We start from the raw sequence: 20,887 nt of genomic DNA on the forward strand, positions 1-20,887 counted from the left end.
CCTCCGTCGGAACCGCCTATATCGAATGGGCCAAGACGGGCCGTCCAACTGCCACCGGATACTGGAAGTAAAATGAAATTTCTCGACGAAGCAAAGGTCTATATCAAGTCCGGAGACGGCGGCGGCGGCAGCGTGTCCTTTCGGCGCGAGAAATTCATCGAGTTCGGCGGACCCGATGGCGGGGACGGCGGACGCGGCGGCGATGTCTGGGTCGAGACCGTCAACGGCCTCAACACGCTGATCGATTTCCGCTACCAGCAGCATTTCAAGGCGACGATCGGCACCCACGGCATGGGCCGAAACCGCACCGGCGCCAATGGCAGCGACGTGACGCTCAAGGTCCCTGTCGGCACCCAGATTTTCGAGGAAGACCGGGAAACGCTGATCTGCGATCTCACCGTCGAGGGCCAGCGTTACTGCCTCGCCCATGGCGGCAATGGCGGCTTCGGCAACGCCCATTTCAAGACCTCGACCAATCAGGCGCCGGATTGGGCCAATCCCGGCCTGCCCGGCGAGGAAAAAACCCTCTGGCTGCGGCTGAAGCTGATTGCCGATGCCGGCCTTGTCGGCCTGCCCAATGCCGGCAAGTCGACCTTCCTTGCGTCGGTCACCCGTGCCCGGCCGAAGATCGCCAATTACCCCTTCACCACGCTGCATCCCAATCTCGGCGTCGCCACCATCGACGAGCGGGAATTCATCCTCGCCGACATTCCGGGCCTGATCGAAGGCGCCCATGAGGGGGTCGGCATCGGTGACCGTTTCCTCGGCCATGTCGAGCGCACCCGGGTGCTGCTGCACCTCGTCTCCGCCCAGGAGGAAAAGGTCGGCAAAGCCTATAAGACGGTGAAACACGAGCTCGAAGCCTATGGCAACGACCTGACCGACAAGCCGGAGATCGTGGCGCTGTCGCAGATCGACGTGCTCGACGAGGCCGAACTGAAGAAGAAGAGCAAGGAATTGGCCAAAGCCTGCGGCAAGACACCGTTCCTGATTTCGGCCGTCACCGGCAAGGGCATGACCGAAGTCCTGCGCGCGCTGCGCGACGTTATCGTCGAGGAAAATGCCGAGGAAAAACCGGCCAAGGTGCCGAAGCTCAGGCATCGCGACATGGTCGTCACCGATGAGGACGAGGCCGATGACCAGCCGTAAGCCGCTTGGCCGCTACCGCCGCGTCGTCATCAAGATCGGCTCGGCGCTGCTGGTCGACCGCAAGGCCGGGCTGAAAAAGGCCTGGCTCGACGCCATGTGCGCCGATATTGCCGGCCTGAAGGCCAAAGGCATCGACGTGCTCGTCGTTTCCTCCGGCGCCATCGCGCTCGGCCGCTCGGTGCTCGATCTGCCCTCCGGCGCGCTGAAGCTGGAAGAAAGCCAGGCGGCGGCGGCCGTCGGCCAGATCGCCCTGGCGCGCGCCTGGTCGGAAAGCCTGTCGAAGGACGAGATCGTCGCCGGCCAGATCCTGCTGACGCTCGGCGATACCGAGGAGCGCCGCCGTTATCTCAATGCCCGCGCCACCATCAATCAGCTTTTGAAGATCGGCGCCGTGCCGATCATCAACGAGAACGACACGGTCGCCACCAGCGAAATCCGCTATGGCGACAACGACCGGCTGGCCGCCCGCGTCGCGACGATGACCGGCGCCGACCTGCTGATCCTTCTCTCCGATATCGACGGCCTCTATACCGCCCCGCCGCATCTCGACCCGAACGCCGCCTTCCTGGAGACGATTTCGGCCATCACCCCGGAGATCGAGGCGATGGCCGGGGGAGCGGCTTCCGAGCTTTCGCGCGGCGGCATGCGCACCAAGATCGATGCCGGCAAGATCGCCACGACATCGGGCTGCGCCATGATCATCGCCTCCGGCAAGACCGACAGCCCGCTGTCGGCGATCGAAAACGGTGCCCGTTCCTCCTGGTTCGCCCCTTCGGGAACGCCCGTCACGGCTCGCAAGACCTGGATTGCCGGGCAGCTGCAGCCGGCCGGCGAACTGCATGTCGATGACGGCGCCGTCACCGCTCTCGGCGCCGGCAAGAGCCTGCTTCCGGCCGGCGTGCGCAATGTTTCCGGCCTCTTCAGCCGCGGCGATACGGTGGCGATCATCGGCCCTGAAGGTCGCGAGATCGCCCGCGGCCTCGTCAGCTACGACGCCGACGACGCCCGCCGGATTGCCGGCCGCAAGTCGGCCGAGATCGAAGCCATCCTCGGTTATGCCGGGCGCGCCGCCATGGTCCATCGCGACGACATGGTGATGACCGCGCCGATCGGTTCGAAATCGGAAAGGCAGAAGAAGGACGCGAGCTATGCTTGATACCGTTGCGCCAGGCCCTGACATCGACGTGCTGATGAACGACATCGGCCGCAAGGCGAGGGCTGCCGCACGACCGCTGAGCTTTGCGTCGACCGAGGCGAAGAACAGTGCGCTGAATGCGATGGCCGATGCAATCCTGGCGAACAAGGCCGAGATTCTTGCCGAAAACGCCAAGGACCTGAAGGACATCGAAGGCACCGAGATGCTCGCCTCCTTCGTCGACCGGCTGACGCTGAACGACAAGCGTATCGCCGAAATCGCCGAGGGAATCCGCGCCATCGCCGCCCTGGCCGATCCGGTCGGCGAAGTCATTGCCGCCTGGGACCGGCCGAACGGCCTGAAGATCGAGCGCGTCCGCACGCCGCTCGGCGTCATCGGCGTCATCTTCGAAAGCCGGCCGAACGTCACGGCCGATGCCGGCGCTCTCTGCCTCAAGGCCGGCAATGCCGTCATTCTGCGCTGCGGTTCGGATTCGCGCCGTTCATCGCAGGCTATCCATGCCTGCCTGGTCGAGGGCCTGAAAGCGGCCGGGCTTCCAGAGCATGCGATCCAGCTCGTCCCGGTCACCGACCGTGCCGCCGTCGGCGCCATGCTGCGCGGCCTCGACGGCGCGATCGACGTCATCGTGCCGCGCGGCGGCAAGAGCCTGGTCGCCCGGGTGCAGAGTGAGGCCCGCGTGCCGGTTTTTGCCCATCTCGAGGGCCTGTGCCACATCTATGTCGATGCTTCTGCCGATATCGAGATGGCGAAGAAGATCGTCGTCAACGCCAAGATGCGCCGCACCGGCATCTGCGGCGCGGCCGAAACCCTGCTGGTCGATGGCGCCGCGATCGGCACGCATCTGACGCCGCTGCTCGAGGTCTTGACCGAGGCCGGCTGCGAGGTCCGCGCGTCGCCGACGGTGCTGAAGGTCGCCCCCGGCATGAAGCCGGCGACCGAGGAGGACTGGTCGACCGAATATCTCGACGCGATCATTTCCGTGACCGTCGTCGACGGCATATCGGGCGCGATCGCCCATATCCAGACCTATTCCTCGAACCACACCGAGGCCGTCATCGCCGAGGACCCCGAGGTCGTCGCGCGGTTCTTCACCGAGGTCGATTCGGCGATCCTGCTGCACAATGCCTCGACGCAATTTGCCGATGGCGGCGAGTTCGGCATGGGCGCGGAGATCGGCATTGCCACCGGCAAGATGCACGCCCGCGGCCCCGTCGGCGTCGAACAGCTGACCTCCTTCAAATATCGGGTGCACGGCGCCGGACAGACGCGGCCCTGACGTGACGCCCAAGTCTGACGTCGCGACCGGGCCTGATGGGGCGATCGAGCCCGATGTGCCGATCGAAAATGTGGATCGGCACTATCTCCGCATGCCGCACAGCGAACGCGGTATGGTCGTCGGTTTGTTCGGCGGTTCGTTCAATCCGCCGCATCAGGGCCACGCGCTCGTCGCCGAGATCGCCCTCAAGCGGCTCGGTCTCGACCAGCTCTGGTGGATGGTCACCCCCGGCAACCCGCTGAAGAGCCGCAATCAGCTGGCCCCGCTTGCCGAGCGCATTGCCGAAAGCGAGCGCATTGCCGCCGATCCCCGCATCAAGGTGACCGCCTTCGAACAAGCGCTCGGCGTCAGCTACACCGCCAACACGCTTGCCCGCGTCAAGGCCCGCAATCCGCATGTGCATTTCATCTGGATCATGGGCGCCGACAGCCTGCAGACCTTTCACAAATGGCAGAAATGGCAGGAGATCGCCCGTACCTTCCCGATCGCGGTGATCGACCGGCCGGGCGCGACGCTCTCCTATCTCTCCTCGAAGATGACGAGGACCTTCGATTTCGCCCGCGTCGACGAGGATGACGCCCGGGTTCTCTGGAAGAAACCGGCGCCGGCCTGGACCTTCATCCACGGACCGCGCTCCGGCCTGAGCTCGACGGCAATCCGCAACGGCGCGTCGCACGACCGGGCCGAATAAATTCAAGGACGTTGAAAACGAGAAAGCCCGACGGGGGAGGATCCGTCGGGCTTATAAACTCGATCGACAACTGGGAGGAGGAGTGTTGTCGACCCTATCGAACGGCTATGGGAGGAGGAGAAAGCCGTTTCGATAAGTATGTTTTATCAGATTCCGCACGAAGGTGAAGACTGATTGTTGCATTGCAGCAATGCGCCGATTGCAAGCCTGGCCGGAAATATCGCGTCGGAAGTGGCGTTTTTATCAGCAGATAATCATCGCGAATGGCGTCGGCGCCGGGAGCCTTGCGCTTTGCAGAGTGCCCGCCGGATATTTTTGCCCAAGAGATCCCGTTTCACATCCAAGCCATGCGCATCGACAATGCGGCGCAGTGCTCCTTGCGGTTATATTTTCCTGGATACATCCCCTAGCCAAACCGCATCACCCGTTATATTCGTCGCAATATTTCGAACTCTGGGGAAGTCAATCATGCAGAACCGCCGCCAATGGATCAAACTGGCAACCGCCGCGATATCGGCCCTGTGGCTTGGCGCAGCAGCGCTTCCGGCGCCGGCCGCTGCGGCCGAAAAGCTCACCGTCTTTGCGGCGGCGAGCCTCAAGGACGCGCTCGACGCCGCCAATGCCGCCTGGGCTGGGGAAAGCGGCAAGGAAGCCGTCGCCTCCTATGCGGCGAGCGGAGCGCTGGCCAAGCAGATCGAAAACGCGGCCCCCGCCGATATCTTCATCTCGGCCGACCGCGACTGGATGGACTACGTCGCCAAGAAGAACCTGATCAAGGCCGATAGCCGTTCGGACCTGCTTGGCAACCGGATCGTGCTCGTTGCCGAAAAGGACAAGGCCAAGCCCGTCGAGATCAAGCAGGATTTCGATCTCGCAGGGCTTTTGGGTGACGGCAAGCTTGCCATGGGTGAACCGAAATCGGTTCCGGCCGGAAAATACGGCATGGCCGCGCTGGAAAAACTCGGCGTCTGGAAATCGGTGGAAACCAAGGTCGCCGGCGCCGAAAGTGTGCGCGCTGCCCTCGCTCTCGTCTCCCGCGGCGAAGCGCCTTATGGCATCGTCTACCAGACGGATGCCGCCGCCGATAAGGGTGTCGCCGTCGTCGGCACCTTCCCGGCCGATTCCCATCCGCCGATCATCTATCCGATCGCCATCCTGGCTTCGAGCAAGAACCCGGAAGCAGCAGCCTATCTCGACTTCCTGAAATCCGACAAGGCCGCCGCCTTCTTCACGGCGCAGGGTTTCACGATTCTGAAATAGTCGGCCGATTAGTGTTTTGTCAGGCTCCAGCTTGCACCCAAGCATCTGCATCGATCGAATAAGCAGCGGATGTCAGGCACAAGGTTATGGCTGCCTGTACGTGCCGATGGCTGCCCCTCACCCTAACCCTCTCCCCGTAAACGGGGCGAGGGGACGTGCCATGCGAGAGGTTGACGAGGGACGGAGAGGTCACGGCATGGTCCCTTCGCCCCGTTTACGGGGAGAAGGTGCCGGCAGGCGGATGAGGGGCAGGCATCGGATTTTCCAGGGAGACCGCATTTGAACATTTTCGGCCTGAGCAACGAGGAATGGACGGCGATCCTGCTCAGCCTGCGCGTCTCGATCGTCGCCATGCTGGCGAGCCTGCCCTTCGGCATTCTCGTTGCCCTGCTGCTCGCCCGCGGCCGCTTCTGGGGCAAGTCGGTATTGAACGGCATCGTTCATCTGCCGCTGATCCTGCCTCCCGTCGTCACCGGTTTCCTTCTCCTTATCCTGTTCGGCCGCCGCGGTCCGATCGGCAGCCTGCTCGACCAGTATCTCGGCATCGTCCTTTCCTTCCGCTGGACGGGTGCGGCGCTCGCCTGCGCCGTCATGGCCTTTCCGCTGATGGTGCGCAGCATCCGCCTGTCGATCGAGGCGGTCGACCGCAAGCTGGAGGAGGCGGCCGGAACGCTCGGCGCCGGTCCCGCCTGGGTCTTTTTGACGATCACCCTGCCGCTGATCTTGCCCGGCATCATTACCGGCATGATCCTTTCCTTCGCCAAGGCGATGGGGGAATTCGGCGCGACGATCACCTTCGTCTCCAATATCCCCGGCGAAACCCAGACGCTGTCGGCGGCGATCTATACCTTCACCCAGGTGCCGGGCGGCGATGCCGGCGCGCTGCGCCTGACGCTCGTCGCCATCATCATATCCATGGCAGCCCTGCTCGCCTCCGAATGCCTCGCCCGTCTCGCCGGCCAAAGGATCGATCCGGAATGACGCTGATCGTCGAAGCCAAACAGCGGCTCGGCGCCTTTTCGCTCGACGCCGCCTTCACCTCCGAGCGTGGCGTCACCGCGCTGTTCGGCCGCTCCGGCTCCGGCAAGACCTCGCTGATCCGCATCATTGCCGGCCTTGCCCGCCCGGATGAGGGTCGCGTCGTGCTTGACGGCGAGGCCTTGACCGAAACCGCAGCCGGCACCTTCGTCCCGAAACATCGCCGCCGCTTCGGTTATGTCTTCCAGGAGGCCCGGCTTTTCCCGCATTTCAGCGTTCGCGCCAATCTCTCCTATGGCCGCTGGTTCGCGGCGAGAGCGGCACGCGGTGAAAGCTTCGATCGCATCGTCGATCTGCTCGGCATCGAGCCGCTGCTGGAGCGCAGCCCCGCCAAACTGTCCGGCGGCGAAAAACAGCGCGTCGCCATCGGCCGCGCCCTGCTCTCCGCCCCCCGCCTGCTGTTGATGGACGAGCCGCTCGCCGCCCTCGACGAGGCCCGCAAGGCCGAGATCCTGCCTTATCTCGAGCGATTGCGCGACGAGACCGACATTCCGATCGTCTATGTCAGCCATTCGATCGCCGAGGTGGCGCGGCTCGCAAACCAGGTGGTCGTCCTCAGCGACGGCAAGGTGGAAGCGACAGGCCCGGCCGTCGACATATTGAGCCGCCCCTCTGCGGCATCAGACCGGAAAGAGGCGGGCGCGCTGCTGGAAGGCGCAGTCGAAAGCTTCGATGCGCGTCATCGCCTGTCGACCGTCACACTGAAATCCTCTCGTCTGCATATTCCGAGCGCGACACTGGCGCCGGGCAGACTGGTGCGTATCCGCATTCCGTCGCGCGACGTCATGCTGGCGACGACAAGGCCCGAGGGGTTGAGCGCGCTGAACATTCTCGAAGGCAGGATCGAAGCGATATCGTCGGATGAGGACGGAACGGTCGAAATCCGGATCGATTGCGGCGGCGATGCCATTCTTGCGCGCATCACCGCGCTCTCCTGCGAGCGCCTCGATCTTCGGCCCGGCAAGACCGTCTTCGCCGTCATCAAGACGGTTGCCCTGGAGGCCTGACCAGCGCGTCCTCTACAGGCTGCGTTTGGCTTCGAGCCAGGCGAGATCCTCGGCGAGGCTTTCGCGCATCGTCCTTTCCATCCGGCGGAAACGCTCGAGCAACTCCTCGCCGAACGGCGTCAGCGCAGCGCCGCCACCCTTCTGACCGCCGCGCTGCGGCTCCACCACCTGTTCCGAGAACATCCGGTTCATCTCGCTGACCAGCAGCCATGCCCGCCGATAGGACATGTCCATCGCCCGCCCCGCCGCCGAGATCGATCCGGTCGCGCGGATATGTTCCAAGAGTTCCATCTTGCCATGGCCGAGCCGATCTTCGTCCGGGAAGCTGATTCGCAGGACGGGCACGAGGGATTTTGCGGCTGAGTCGGTCATTGAATCCGGAGATCGTGGAATTTGCCGCACTTTACGCTGCGGCACGGAAACTGTACACCGCCGCGACAAGCAGCCCGAGTGGCAATATTCTTCAAATCGGACGTCGGATCGGATTTTCAGCCGCTCTGTATCTTAGCACGTCTTGAAACATTAATGGTTTGATGCCTATCTTAACCATGATCCGGTCTCGATCGGATCTCGTGTTGTGCATGGTTTGTCATTCCAGGAAAGGGAAAAAACTGACAACAGTACACGCCAAGGGAAGAACGCTCGCCGTTATCCCGAAGAGTGCGGAACGTGGCGCCGATGCCGCTGCCCGCGCCCTAGAAACCGTCCTCGCCAGCCTCGAGGACTCCAAAGCTGAAGATATCGTCACCATCGACATTGCCGGAAAATCGGCGCTGGGAGACTACATGATCGTCGTCTCCGGCCGCTCGAACAGGCATGTCATGGCGATCTCGGATCATCTGCTCACCGACCTCAAGGATGACGGCCTCGGCACGGCCCGCGTCGAAGGCCAGGAAGGCGGCGATTGGGTCCTGATCGACACCGGTGACATCATCGTGCACGTGTTCCGTCCCGAAATCCGCGAGTTCTACAACATCGAAAAGATGTGGGCGGCTCCGGATATGGACGAAGAAACACGGCACTGACAGGCGGCCGGCATTTGTCCGGCGCCTGAAATGTGGCATTGGCTGGCCGGACAAGTTTAAAAGCCGGCCGGTGGCGCCTTATGCGCCCGATGTGCCGCATCAGCGGGGAGCGGAAGAATGCGAGTTGGTCTTTTTGCGGTGGGACGGCTGAAGTCCGGCCCCGAAAAGGATCTTGCGGCCCGCTATTTCGACCGTTTCGCCAAGGCCGGCCCTGCCGTCGGCCTTGAATTTACCCGTATCGCCGAAGTTGCCGAAAGCCGTGCCTCCAATGCGGAAACCCGCAAGCGCGAGGAAGCGGCGCTGCTGTTGAAATCGCTTGCCGATGGCAGCATCCTCATTCTCCTCGACGAACGCGGCAAGGCGCTCGACAGCGAAGCCTTCGCAAACCTGCTCGGCTCCTATCGCGACCAGGGCAAACGCGAGCTGACCATCGCCATCGGCGGCGCCGACGGCCTCGATCCGTCCCTCTACGACCGGGCCGACGCGACGCTGTGCCTGGGCAAGATGACCTGGCCGCACCAGATCGTCCGCACGCTGATCGCCGAACAGCTTTATCGCGCCGTCACCATCCTGTCCGGCCACCCCTATCACCGCGTCTGATGCGTCGCATTGTCACGCAGCCGTGTTGAGCCGCCGGTTCATTCTGCTTCGAACTTTCTGGCAAAGCATGCCAAATCAGCTTAGGCTCCGCGCGATTTGAGAAAGTGCCCGAACACGCATGACGACAACAGCAACCAGGCGACACCGCATGATCCTGCCGGCGATCGCCGCCGGTGTCGGTGTGGCGGTGATTGCCGTGTCGGCAAATCCCTTCACCGTTCGGGCGCAGGATGCCGCACCTGAGGCGGCGCAATCCGTACCACCACAGCCGCCAGCCGCGCCGGCGCCTCCCGATCCGGCCGCCGAACTGGCCGCCAAACGCGACCAGACCCGCGCCGAACTCGAAACCCTGTCGAAAACCATCAGCCTCTCCACCGACAAGGTCAGCGCGCTTCAGCAGAGCATCGCCGATCTGGACAAGAGCACGCAAAGCATCCGCCAGGCGCTGATCGAGTCGGCGGCCCGCCGCAAGACGCTCGACAGGCAGATCCTCGAAAGCGAAAAGAAGCTTGCCGATCTCGGCGTCAAGCAGGATGGCATCCGCCGCTCGCTGCACGAGCGCCGCGGCCTTCTGGCCGAGGTGCTGGCAGCCCTCCAGCGCATGGGCCGCAACCCGCCGCCGGCTTTGCTGGTCACCCCCGACGACGCGCTCGCTTCGGTGCGCAGCGCCATTCTGCTCGGCGCCGTCGTGCCCGGCATCCGCAAGGAGACCGACAAGCTTGCCGCCGACCTGGCAAACCTCGCCGCATTGCAGACCGCAAGCGCTGCCGAGAAGGCCGGCCTGACGGCAACAATGACCAATAGTATCGAGGAAGAGCGGCGCATGGATCTGCTGCTTGCCGAAAACGACAAGCTCAGCCGCAGCAATGCCGCCGAACTCGCGGTCGAGAAAAAGCGCTCCGAGGAACTGGCCGGCAAGGCGACCAGCCTTGAGGGCCTTGTCGCCTCGATGGAATCCGAGATCGCTTCGGTGCGCGATGCCGCCGCCGCCGCCCGCCAGGCGGAGGAAAACCGCAAGCTGATGACGGACGAGCAGCGCGCCCAGGCCAAGGCCCTGGCCGACAGCGGCGTGCCCGATAAAAACCGCATTGCCCCCGCATATCCCTTCGGAGAATTGAAGGCGAAATTGGAGGTGCCCGTTGCGGGCGATATCCTGCGCCAGTTCGGCGATGCCGACGGCACCGGGCACGAAGCCATGGGCATGACGGTCGCCACCAATCCGGAAACGGTGGTGACGGCGCCTGCCGATGGCCTGGTGGTTTTCGCCGGCGCTTTCCGCAGTTACGGCCAGATGATCATCCTCGACACCGGCGATGGGTACCACCTGGTGCTCTCGGGAATGGAGACGATCAATACCCGCCAGGGAAAATTCGTTTTCTCCGGCGAGCCGCTCGCCGTGATGGGCGCAAAAAGAGTGGCAAGCGCAACTGCATTGGCGCTGGAAACGGACCGGCCAACGCTTTACATTGAATTTCGAAAAGACGGTAAACCGGTCGATTCCCGACCATGGTGGACCGCCAAAGACACTGGAAAGGCACGCAATGATTCGTAGGGCTTCTCTTGTTCTGGTCGGCGCATTGATGGGTGCGACCGCCATGAGCGTCATTTATTCGGCCGGTGTGCCGGCAGAAGCGGCCGGATCCTCGACCTATAAGGAGCTTTCGGTTTTCGGCGACGTCTTCGAGCGCGTGCGTGCGCAATACGTGACGCCGCCGGCCGAAGACAAGCTGATCGAAAACGCCATCAACGGCATGCTGTCCTCGCTCGATCCGCATTCGAGCTACATGAATGCGAAGGACGCCGAGGACATGCGCACCCAGACCAAGGGTGAGTTCGGCGGTCTCGGCATCGAAGTCACGATGGAAGACGAACTCGTCAAGGTCATCACCCCGATCGACGATACGCCCGCCGCCAAGGCCGGCGTTCTCGCCGGCGACTATATTTCCGAGATCGACGGCCAGTCGGTGCGCGGCCTGAAGCTGGAAGACGCCGTCGAGAAGATGCGCGGCGCCGTCAACACGCCGATCAAGCTGACGCTGATCCGCAAGGGCGCCGACAAGCCGATCGAGCTGACGATCGTCCGTGACGTCGTCGCCGTTCAGGCCGTCAAGTCGCGTGTCGAGGACGATGTCGGTTATCTCCGCATCATCTCCTTCACCGAGAAGACCTATCCCGACATGGAAAAGGCGATCAAGAAGATCAAGGACACCGTTCCGGCCGACAAGCTGAAGGGTTATGTCCTTGACCTGCGCCTCAATCCGGGCGGTCTGCTCGACCAGGCGATCAACGTTTCCGATGCGCTGCTGGAGCGCGGCGAAGTGGTTTCGACCCGCGGCCGTAATCCCGATGAAACCCGCCGCTTCAATGCCGGCCCGGGCGACCTGACGGATGGCAAGCCGGTGATCGTCCTGATCAACGGCGGTTCGGCTTCCGCATCGGAAATCGTCGCCGGCGCTCTTCAGGATCTGCGCCGCGCCACCGTTCTCGGCACCCGCTCCTTCGGCAAGGGTTCCGTCCAGACGATCATCCCGCTCGGCGAAAACGGCGCACTGCGCCTGACCACGGCGCTCTACTACACGCCGTCCGGCCGCTCGATCCAGGGCACCGGCATCACCCCCGACATCAAGGTCGAGGAGCCGCTGCCGCAGGAACTGCAGGGCAAGATGGTGACCGAGGGCGAATCCAGCCTGCGCGGCCATATCAAGGGCCAGAGCGAGACTGACGAAGGTTCGGGCTCCGTCGCCTATGTGCCGCCGGACCCGAAGGACGACGTTCAGCTGAACTACGCACTCGATCTGCTGCGCGGCAAGAAGACCGATCCGGCCTTTCCGCCGAACCCGGATAAGGCCGTCGTCGCCAAGTAATTCATCCCCTCAAGGCCGGGCATGTCGCCCGGCCTTGACCCTTTCTGCTGTTTCCCGGTTTTGGAGCGGGCGAAAAATTGGGAACGGACCTGCATGCGCCTTTGGGCCGCAACCGCAAAGCCGGCAATCGGCGCCCGGGTGTTCTGCGCCTCGGCCGCATCGCCGCCAGTCTTTGTCTTTTCGCGATAGGCGGCTTTTCGCTCTATACGGCGTTTCGCGGCGATGGGCTGGAACGCAGCAAACCGCCGGCGGCGGAACAAGCCGCAACACCAGCCAATCCAACTCAGCCGCCGACGACAGCTGCCGACCAGGCAGCCGACGGCATGCCCCGCGCCGAACCGCGCTCGGGCGCCAATGTCGAGCAGATGGTCACCGGCGACGGCTCGGTCGTCACCAAATACAGTCCCCGCCCGCGCGATGGCAGCGGACCGGTGCTGGTCGACGCCATGCAGATCGGCCAGGATCCGCGCATGGCGGCGCAGCCGAATGAAGCGCTGCTCGAAGAAACCCCTTTCGGCAGGCTACCGATCGTCGGCCCCGATGGCCGCCGCCCGATGGATCAATATGCCCGCCCCTCGTCCGGCGCGCGCGGCGTGCGGATCGCCATCGTCGTCAGCGGCCTCGGGCTCAGCCAGACCGGAACACAGCGCGCCATCGCGGAATTGCCCGAAGAAATCACCTTCGCCTTTGCCGCCAGCGGCAACAGCCTGCAGCGCTGGATGCAGGAGGCCCGCCGCGGCGGCCACGAGATTCTGTTGCAGGTGCCGCTCGAGCCATTTGATTACCCGGCGAATGATCCCGGCCCGGAAACGCTGCTGACGACGAAATCGCCCGCCCGCAATATCGAGAACCTGCACAAGGCAATGGGCGAGATCACCAATTATACCGGCGTCATGAATTATCTCGGCGGCCGTTTCCTCTCGGACTCCAACGCCATGGAGCCTGTCATGCGCGATATCGGCAAGCGCGGCCTGCTGTTTCTCGACGACGGCACGTCGGCGCAGTCGAAGACGGCTGATGTCGCCAAGGGAACCGAGCTGCCCTATGCTTTCGCCGACCTGCAGCTCGACGGCCAGCTCGATATCAACGCCGTCCTGAAAAAGCTCGACGAACTCGAGCGTATCGCCCGCAAGAACGGCCAGGCGATCGGCGTCGCCTCGGCTTTCGATGAAAGTGTCGATGCCATCGCCAAGTGGAGCGAGGAGGCAGCGATGCGCGGCATCGAGATCGTCGGCGTCGCCGCCCTTTCCAACGACCCGCGGAACCCTTGAGAGCAATCCCGGAAAGGATTGCTGAACGGAGAAGACGATGAGCCAGGCGACCGTAAAAGCCGAGGATCTGCCCTACCGCCCCTGCGTCGGCGTGATGATCCTGAACCGCGATGGCCTCGTCTGGGCCGGTCGGCGCATTCCTGACGGCAATTCGGAATATGACGGCTCGCCGCAGCTCTGGCAGATGCCGCAGGGAGGCATCGACAAGGGCGAGGATCCGCTGGATGCCGCCTACCGCGAACTCTACGAGGAGACCGGCATCAAGACGGTGACCCTGCTGGCCGAAGCCAGGGACTGGATCAACTATGATCTGCCGCCGGCTCTGCTCGGCATCGGGCTGAAGGGAAAATTCCGCGGCCAGACGCAGCGCTGGTTCGCCTTCCGCTTCGAGGGCAGCGACGGCGAGATCGCCATCAATCCGCCGCCCGGCGGCCATGAGCCGGAATTCGATGCCTGGGAATGGAAGCCGATGCGGGAACTGCCGGGGCTGATCGTCCCCTTCAAGCGCGCCGTCTACGACCAGGTCGTGGCCGAATTCGAGCATCTGGCGGCACTGCAATCGGAAGACTGATCGATCCGGGATGACCGGACCCGGTTCGCGCCTGATAAGATCAGCTGCGCAATGCCGGCCGCCGGGGCGGCCGGTTTCTCATTCGAAGGATTATTCGGCTTCGTCGGCGGAATCGGCGTTGAGCTGGCCGTATTTGCTCTCGCCGATTTTCCCAAGCAGCTCGAGCTGCGTTTCGAGGAAGTCGATATGGCCTTCCTCATCCATCAGCAGCTCTTCGAAGAGCTTCATGGAAACGTAATCGCCGGCTTCGTAACAGATATCGCGCGACTTCTTGTAGGCGGCGCGGGCGTCGTATTCGCCGGCAAGATCGGCTTCCAGCACTTCCTTGACGTTCTGGCCGATGCGCAGAGGCGCAAGGGTCTGCAGATTGGGATGGCCTTCAAGGAAAATGATGCGTGCAACAAGCCGGTCGGCATGGTGCATCTCTTCGATCGATTCGGCGCGCTCCTTCTTGGCGAGCTTGGTGTAGCCCCAGTCCTCAAGAAGCCGATAATGAACCCAATATTGATTGACCGCCCCGAGCTCGAGGAACAACGCCTCGTTAAGCCGCTCGATGACCTTTTTGTCGCCTTTCAATGTCCGCTCTCCTGTTTTCCTCATGGAATTGTTTCAAGCGGGACATGAAATCAAATATTTCAGTCTCCGTCGAGTGGCGACGGGCATGATATTCCTCGGTCGTCTGGATGATGATGTCGACGACGTTGGGGAAACAACCGCAGCAGCGGCCGCGTTTTTCCATGGCGTGGTAGACCTTCGCCGGCACGATAAGCTGCCAACAGTCTTCATCGAGAAGGTTGGTGATAACCTCCCGGATTTCCTTGTCGGTTATATAATTGCAGCTGCAGACAAGCACGTCTTCATTCCAAACATGACACTGACTATCGTGTTTTCTGCTAAAGAAGATGGTGGCTGTCAAGAAAAAATTCGAGCCCCGGATCATGGAACGCGGTGTCCGGATGCGAGCCCGATGCATGTCGTCCGAGATTATCCAATGGTTCCAGGGTGATGACGCCATGAGGCAGGTGAAGCCATGCCGCATGATCCCGATCAGTGCGATGCGGTTTAATGAAAATTGCGCCCGCGCGGCATCACTTCGGCGGTTTCCGCCGCGCCCGTACGGCCTGCGGCAGCCATCCGTTTTTCCAGCTCCGCCCTCTCCTGCGCATTCGCAAGCTTTTTCTGCCGTTGATCGCCACCCGGCCTCAGCACCTCGTCCGCCCGCTCGCAGACCCCGAAACGCCGGGCCTCGCGCTGCAGGATCCCGAGCGCCGGCGTCATGTCCTCGATATGTTCGACGACAGTATGGATCACCCCGCTCTGGCTTTGCAGCCGGCCGCGGATTTTCACCAGCCGGGCGCCCATCACAACCGAGCGGTATGTGTCGAATATCTTGTTCCAGACGATCGCATTGGCAACGCCGGTCTCGTCCTCCAGCGTCATGAAGATCACACCCTTGGCCGAGCCCGGCCGCTGGCGCACCAGTACGAGGCCGGCAATCGTCACCCTCTTTCCGTTCGCGACCTTCAACAGATCGACATTGCGGGTGATGCCCATCCTTTGCAGCTCCTCCCGCAGGAATGAGACGGGATGCGCCTTCAGTGACAGCGAGAGATAACGATAGTCCTCGATGACCTGCTCTCCCGGCAGCATTTCCGGCAGCTTGGTTGCAGGTTCGGCCTGGAGATCGACGTGACGGGCCTGCTCGAAAAGCGGCAGCTCCTCGGCCGCGCTCTTCACATCCAGCGCCCGCACCGCCCAGAGCGCATCGCGTCGTGACAATCCAAGGGATTGGAACGCATCCGCATCCGCCAGTCGCTCGATGACGGATTTCTGCAGACCGGACCGCAGCCAGAGATCCCGAACGGAACCGTAGCCTTTGCCCCGATTTTTGACGAGCAGCTCCATCTCTTTGTCCGAGACACCCTTGATCTGGCGAAAGCCGAGCCGCACCGCATGCCGGGCCTTGATAATCCCGCGCATCTCACGGTGGCGGAAATCGACGGCATTCGGATCGAAATCCGCCGCTTCCAGACCGCAATCCCAGTCGGATTCGTTGATGTCGACCGGCAGGATCTTGACCCCGTGTTCGCGTGCATCCCGCACCAGCTGCGCCGGCGCATAAAACCCCATCGGCTGGGAATTCAGCATCGCCGCGCAGAAGACGTCGGGATAATAGGCCTTGAGCCATGAGGAGGCATAGACGAGCAGCGCAAAGGAGGCGGCATGGCTTTCCGGGAAGCCATATTCGCCGAAGCCTTTGATCTGGTTGAAACACTGCCGCGCGAATTCCTCGGCATAACCCTTCGAGGCCATTCCCTCGATGAACCGCTTCTCGAAATTGCCGATCGTACCGGTTCTCTTGAATGTCGCCATCGCTCTGCGAAGCTTGTCGGCTTCCGCCGGTTTGAAGCCTGCGGCTGTGATGGCGATCTGCATCGCCTGTTCCTGGAACAGCGGCACGCCGAGGGTTCTTTCCAGAACCGCTTCCAGCTCCTTGCTCGGATATTCGATCGGAATGTTCCTCGCCCGCTGCTCCCGGCGCTTCAGATAGGGATGCACCATATCGCCCTGGATCGGCCCCGGCCGGACGATCGCCACCTCGATGACGAGGTCGTAGAACACCGTCGGCTTGAGACGCGGCAGCATGCTCATCTGCGCCCGGCTCTCGATCTGGAAGACGCCGAGCGTATCGGCCCGGCCCATCATCGCGTAAACCGGTTTGCCTTCGTCGCCATGCTCCCTGTTGCCGAGGTCTGCGAGCGTCTTCTTCACCTCGTAATGCAGTTCAAGCAGCGAAAAGGCCTTCCGCAGGCAGGTCAGCATGCCGAGCGCCAGCACATCCACCTTGAGGATCTTGACGTTGTCGAGATCGTCCTTGTCCCATTCGATCATGTAGCGATCCGGCATTGCCGTCTTCATGATCGGCACCACCTCGTCGAGCCGGTCCCGCGTGATGACGAAGCCGCCGACATGCTGGGTGAGGTGGCGGGGGAAGCCGAGAAGCTCGGAGGCATATTTCAGCACATTGCGTGTCACCGGATCCTTGATGTCGAGGCCCGCCGCCTTGGCATCCCGTTCCGAGAGATTGTCCTCCGACCAGCCCCAGACGAGGCTGCTGATCGCCGACTGGACGTCCTCCGACAGCCCGAAGGCCTTGGCGACCTCACGGCCGGCCGACCGGGTCCGGTAGGTGGTCACACCCGCCGTCAGCCCGGCATGTTCCCTTGTGTAGGTTTTATAGATGAACTGGATGACCTCTTCACGCCGGTCATGTTCGAAATCGACATCAATGTCAGGCGGTTCGTCGCGATCCATCGAAATGAAGCGGTCGAAGAGCAGCGTGCTCTTTTGCGGATCGACTTCGGTGATTTCGAGGCAATAGCAGATAACCGAATTGGCTGCCGATCCGCGCCCCTGGCACAGAACCTTGAGCTCATAACGGGCGTGCCGGATGATCCTGTGAACCGTCAGGAAGTAGGAGGCATACTTCTTCTCGCCGATGAGTTTCAGCTCATAATCGATCTGCTCTGCCACCTTGGCCGGGATACCCTCGGGATAGCGCTTTGCGGCTCCGGTTCTCGTCAGCCTTTCCAAGGTCTGCTGCGGCGTTTCGCCGGGATCGTTTTCAGGCGGATAATTATGCTCCAGCTCCGTCAGCGAAAAGCTCAGCTTGCCGAAGAAAGCCCGGGCATTTTCGATCGCAGCCGGATAGTCCCGGAAGATCCGGGCCATTTCACGTGGACCCTTGAGATAGCGTTCGGCATTCGGCGCCAGCAGGAATCCGGCTTGCGCTATCTCCACATGCTCCCGGATCGCGATCACGACATCCGAAAGCGGCCGGCGTTCAGGATGATGGTAAAGCGGCTGGTTGGTCGCAATCAGCGGCAGGCGATTTCGTGCCGCAAGCATGGCAAGCACCGCAAAGACCTGCCTGTCGCGGCCGTCATAGGCTGGCGCCAGCGCCATATAAAAAGCCTTGCCGAACCGTCTGCGAAACCGCTCCAGATAAGCCTCCAGTGCCGACTGCCCTGCCTGGCTTTCGACAAGAGTGCGATCGGGAACGAGGGCAAGCATCATCTCGTCGCCCCATTCCAGGAAGTCCGCTTCCGTCAGAATGCAGTTTCCCTTGACCGCTTCCTCTTTCAGATTGCCGGCGCTGAGGAGGCGGCAAAGATTTGCCCAGCCCCGCCGGTTGCGGGGGTAGGCGAGGATATCGGGCGTATCATCGGAAAAAACCAGCCGGGCGCCCGGCTGAATCCGGATGGGATCGACGATCGCTTCCTTTTTCCCCTCCCTCTCCGCCTGAGCCATGATTGCATCTCTGTTCCTGTATCTCTCCTCGAGCTGCAGCGCATGCGCATGCGCCCTGACCACGCCGGCAACCGAATTCCGGTCCGCAATGCCGAGACCGCCGAGCCTGAGATGAGCGGCCTGCACAACCATCTCTTCCGGGCTGGAAGCGCCTTCGAGAAACGAAAAATTCGTTCTCACGCCGATCTCGAAGAATGCGGCTTCGCTCTTCATGCAAAGACCCCGTGCATGAACCAGCGAGGGTCGAAGTCCCCGCCGTAAAAACCGCGACGATAGATCCAGAAGCGATGCCCGGTCTCGTCCTCGATGCGGAAATAGTCCCGCGCCTCGGCGTCATCCCCATCGATCCACCATTCCATGGCAATCCGTTCCGGGCCTTCGCTTCTTGCCACCTGATGCTGCATGCGCCGCCAGCGGAAAACCTGCGGCGGACCATCGGGCACCTCGGCAAGCATGATCTCGACCGGCTCCGGCGTTGCAAAGAGCCGCAGCGGGCGCTCTTGGCGGAAAGGCAGTCGGATATCCCCAGTCGCCTTCCGCCCGGGAGGACACTCCATCACAGGCACCGTGATGACGGCGCGTTCCGGCACATGGCTCTCGCGGAGCTGGAAGCTTTGCAGGCAATCGGCACCCAGCCGGGCCGAGACCCGATCGACGAAGGCAGAAAGCGAAATCTCCCCCTGACGGTCGCCCTCGAAATCAGCCTGCGCTTCGTTGAAGGGATCGTGCCGCAACACATTCAGCCGCAGGATTTCGAAACCATAGCCGGCATCGAGATCGTCATAGACCGTCTGCAATCGCTCGGAAAAAAGCCCGGCGATGAATTTTGGTTCGCGAAGCGGCTGCGAAGCGCCGACGCAGATCCGAAAGACCCTGCCGTCGACGCGAAACAGCACCAGTTCGAACATTCGCCCGCCGGCGCCGCGCGCCTCCAGCGACGGCTGCAGCGACAGGGCGATCTGCCTTGTGACGGCAAGGATCTGTTCTTCCGTCCCGATCGGCTCGATCAGGCGGCTTTCGGCCGAGAGACTGGCAACCGGGCGCCGGGGCGAGACCGGCTCCTCTTCACGTCCCAGCGCCTGGTCGAGACGCAGAAGCAGCCCCGGGCCGAACCGGCGGGTCAGTGGCGCTCGCGGCGCGCCGATGACGTCGCCGACATATTTCAAACCGAGCTTCTTCAGCGCATCGACGGTTTGTCCTTGCAGCCGCAAGGCTGCAACCGGCAGGGGCATCAGCACATGCTCCGTCTCCTCGTCCTCGATCACGCCGCCTTGCCCGAAGCGCGACACGGCCCAGGAAAGGCCTGGCGACGATGAGATCGCCCCGCGCGCATCGAAGCCCATATGGAAAAGCCGTGACAGCACATCCTTGAGAAGCGCCTTTTCACCGCCGAAGAGATGGGCGCAACCGCTAATGTCGAGAAACAGACCGTCCTTACCGTCGAACGCCACCAGCGGCGTATAACGGTCGCACCAGTCGGCAATTGCCTCCAGCAGCCGGCGGTCCGCGGTCGGATCCTCTTCCGCCACCTCGAGCGCCGGGTACATCGCACGCGCTTCGGCAACGCCCTGCTCCTTCTTCAGCCCCAGCCCCTCGGCCAGCTCGTCCAGGGCCGTCAGTCGCATGGCATTGTTGAGCTTGCCGGAACAGACGATCGGCGGGGTCTCAGGACGCCCTTTCGAACGCCAGGAGAGCCCCCATCGCCGGCGGGCGATGCGGTCCGTTGGCAGATGCGGGAAGCTGAGCGCCAGGATGCGCTGACTGTTCGCCTGGAGGACGAACGAGGTTTGGTTCTGCGACCGGGAGAAATTGGCGTTCATGGGGGTTCCACTCCAGAAGAAAGGAGAGCGGGGCCGGATTGCGGCTCTTCTCCAGCGTCAGACGGAAAATCGGATTGCCGATGCTGCCGGAAAGCTTCGATCCATCCGGCAGCGGCCGCAGACCGGATGGAGCCGGTTCGACATGCAGGCGGAAAGCCGCACTGCTTGCCTCCTCCGCCCCGGCCTGGCGGACAAGAAAGAGCGGACGGCGGGCAGCATGCGCCCGAAGACTGAGCCTGCGGCTTTCGGTCAGGCCGAAATGGGCGGGATTGCCGCGCACTTCGAAGATGACGGCCGAGAAAGCAGCGCTTTCGACCGCCGCCTCCGCCAGCCAGAGCGCCTCGTCCAGCTTGCGTGGCGTCGCATGGAGAAACCGCTCCGGGCTCAGTCCGAAATCCCGAAACCCGGGAACATAAGGACGACCTGCCTCCAGCGTGCCGATCGCATCGCCAATCCAGAGCAACGGCAGAAACCTGCCGGCATCCGCTTCCTGTTTCTGCAGCCGCGCGGCGACGGCCATCGCCAGCCCGCTTGCCGCCCCTGCGTCACGAGACAGAGCGGAGCGGAATTCGGTGATCGCATCGAGCGGCAACCCGCCTTCCAGCGCCTCGTCAAGACCTTCCACCCCAAACATCAGCGGCGGCAGAATGGGTCTCTGCGGCGTCTTGCCACCTTCCGCCAGGGCTTCCCGCTCTGCTGCCGCAAGCGCCGGCGCGGGCTTTCCCTCCAGTCTGGCGATGGTTTCGCGGAGCGCAAAAAGCCGCTCGCGCGCCAGGGCGTGCTGCGCCATGGCGTTCTCCAATCCGTATTGTTCCTGTTATGTTCTTATAGATTCCAGAGAGCTAATG

At 62.8% G+C, this 20,887-nt stretch carries 19 protein-coding genes; 13 read left to right on the forward strand and 6 right to left on the reverse strand.

All coding sequences use genetic code 11. The features are described from left to right. Positions 1 to 72 precede the first annotated feature (72 nt). The 7 genes from obgE (at position 73) to modC (ending at position 7,577) form a co-directional block, all read left to right on the forward strand. Positions 73 to 1,149 (forward strand): GTPase ObgE, encoded by a 1,077-nt coding sequence (obgE, locus tag CO666_RS01835; RefSeq protein ID WP_097610440.1) that lies wholly within the window; start codon positions 73 to 75, stop codon positions 1,147 to 1,149. Beyond that, positions 1,136 to 2,305 (forward strand): glutamate 5-kinase, encoded by a 1,170-nt coding sequence (gene proB, locus CO666_RS01840; protein WP_097610441.1) that lies wholly within the window; start codon positions 1,136 to 1,138, stop codon positions 2,303 to 2,305. Before obgE ends, proB begins: the two co-directional genes overlap by 14 nt. Next, positions 2,298 to 3,581, forward strand: coding sequence for a glutamate-5-semialdehyde dehydrogenase (locus tag CO666_RS01845; protein ID WP_097610442.1), 1,284 nt, complete (start codon positions 2,298 to 2,300; stop codon positions 3,579 to 3,581). The genes proB and CO666_RS01845 overlap by 8 nt, the downstream gene beginning before the upstream one ends. A 91-nt stretch (positions 3,582 to 3,672) precedes the next feature. After that, complete coding sequence (locus CO666_RS01850; protein WP_245436730.1) at positions 3,673 to 4,272, forward strand: nicotinate-nucleotide adenylyltransferase; 600 nt, start codon at positions 3,673 to 3,675, stop codon at positions 4,270 to 4,272. 468 nt (positions 4,273 to 4,740) lie between these two features. Further along, complete coding sequence (gene modA, locus CO666_RS01855; protein ID WP_097610443.1) at positions 4,741 to 5,532, forward strand: molybdate ABC transporter substrate-binding protein; 792 nt, start codon at positions 4,741 to 4,743, stop codon at positions 5,530 to 5,532. Positions 5,533 to 5,811: 279 nt separating this feature from the next. Next, positions 5,812 to 6,513, forward strand: coding sequence for a molybdate ABC transporter permease subunit (gene modB, locus CO666_RS01860; RefSeq protein WP_097610444.1), 702 nt, complete (start codon positions 5,812 to 5,814; stop codon positions 6,511 to 6,513). After that, complete coding sequence (gene modC, locus CO666_RS01865; RefSeq protein WP_097610445.1) at positions 6,510 to 7,577, forward strand: molybdenum ABC transporter ATP-binding protein; 1,068 nt, start codon at positions 6,510 to 6,512, stop codon at positions 7,575 to 7,577. The genes modB and modC overlap by 4 nt, the downstream gene beginning before the upstream one ends. A 12-nt stretch (positions 7,578 to 7,589) precedes the next feature. Here modC and CO666_RS01870 read toward each other — a convergent pair whose 3' ends face one another. After that, complete coding sequence (locus CO666_RS01870) at positions 7,590 to 7,949, reverse strand: winged helix-turn-helix domain-containing protein (protein WP_097610446.1); 360 nt, start codon at positions 7,947 to 7,949, stop codon at positions 7,590 to 7,592. 209 nt (positions 7,950 to 8,158) lie between these two features. Here CO666_RS01870 and rsfS point away from each other — a divergent pair, with 209 nt between their 5' ends. The 6 genes from rsfS (at position 8,159) to CO666_RS01900 (ending at position 13,908) form a co-directional block, all read left to right on the forward strand. Further along, positions 8,159 to 8,602, forward strand: coding sequence for a ribosome silencing factor (rsfS, locus tag CO666_RS01875; protein WP_097610447.1), 444 nt, complete (start codon positions 8,159 to 8,161; stop codon positions 8,600 to 8,602). 117 nt (positions 8,603 to 8,719) lie between these two features. Next, entirely contained in the window at positions 8,720 to 9,202 is a 483-nt protein-coding gene (gene rlmH / locus CO666_RS01880) for a 23S rRNA (pseudouridine(1915)-N(3))-methyltransferase RlmH (RefSeq protein ID WP_097610448.1), read from the forward strand. Positions 9,203 to 9,350: 148 nt separating this feature from the next. Further along, entirely contained in the window at positions 9,351 to 10,754 is a 1,404-nt protein-coding gene (locus CO666_RS01885; protein ID WP_097610449.1) for a murein hydrolase activator EnvC family protein, read from the forward strand. Next, on the forward strand, positions 10,744 to 12,066 hold the full coding sequence (locus tag CO666_RS01890) for a S41 family peptidase (protein ID WP_097610450.1): 1,323 nt from the start codon (positions 10,744 to 10,746) through the stop codon (positions 12,064 to 12,066). The genes CO666_RS01885 and CO666_RS01890 overlap by 11 nt, the downstream gene beginning before the upstream one ends. Positions 12,067 to 12,143: 77 nt before the next feature. Then, the gene (locus tag CO666_RS01895) at positions 12,144 to 13,337 is read left to right on the forward strand and encodes a divergent polysaccharide deacetylase family protein (protein ID WP_097610451.1); all 1,194 of its coding nucleotides are present in this window, start codon (positions 12,144 to 12,146) and stop codon (positions 13,335 to 13,337) included. A 37-nt stretch (positions 13,338 to 13,374) separates the two neighbouring features. Beyond that, entirely contained in the window at positions 13,375 to 13,908 is a 534-nt protein-coding gene (locus tag CO666_RS01900) for an RNA pyrophosphohydrolase (RefSeq protein ID WP_097610452.1), read from the forward strand. A gap of 90 nt (positions 13,909 to 13,998) precedes the next feature. Here the strand turns inward: CO666_RS01900 and bfr are convergent, their stop codons facing one another. From bfr to CO666_RS34435, 5 genes are all read right to left on the reverse strand, one after another. Beyond that, entirely contained in the window at positions 13,999 to 14,484 is a 486-nt protein-coding gene (gene bfr / locus CO666_RS01905; RefSeq protein ID WP_085738762.1) for a bacterioferritin, read from the reverse strand. Further along, positions 14,450 to 14,848: a (2Fe-2S)-binding protein gene (locus tag CO666_RS34430; protein WP_097610568.1), complete on the reverse strand. Its 399-nt coding sequence runs from the start codon at positions 14,846 to 14,848 to the stop codon at positions 14,450 to 14,452. Before CO666_RS34430 ends, bfr begins: the two co-directional genes overlap by 35 nt. A gap of 122 nt (positions 14,849 to 14,970) precedes the next feature. Beyond that, complete coding sequence (locus CO666_RS01915) at positions 14,971 to 18,432, reverse strand: error-prone DNA polymerase (protein WP_097610453.1); 3,462 nt, start codon at positions 18,430 to 18,432, stop codon at positions 14,971 to 14,973. Beyond that, positions 18,429 to 19,973: a Y-family DNA polymerase gene (locus CO666_RS01920; protein WP_280951767.1), complete on the reverse strand. Its 1,545-nt coding sequence runs from the start codon at positions 19,971 to 19,973 to the stop codon at positions 18,429 to 18,431. The genes CO666_RS01915 and CO666_RS01920 overlap by 4 nt, the downstream gene beginning before the upstream one ends. Beyond that, positions 19,885 to 20,829 (reverse strand): ImuA family protein, encoded by a 945-nt coding sequence (locus tag CO666_RS34435; protein WP_245436727.1) that lies wholly within the window; start codon positions 20,827 to 20,829, stop codon positions 19,885 to 19,887. The genes CO666_RS01920 and CO666_RS34435 overlap by 89 nt, the downstream gene beginning before the upstream one ends. Positions 20,830 to 20,887: the final 58 nt, after the last annotated feature.

This window comes from Rhizobium chutanense, from assembly GCF_002531935.1.
GTDB classification, from domain to species: domain Bacteria; phylum Pseudomonadota; class Alphaproteobacteria; order Rhizobiales; family Rhizobiaceae; genus Rhizobium; species Rhizobium chutanense.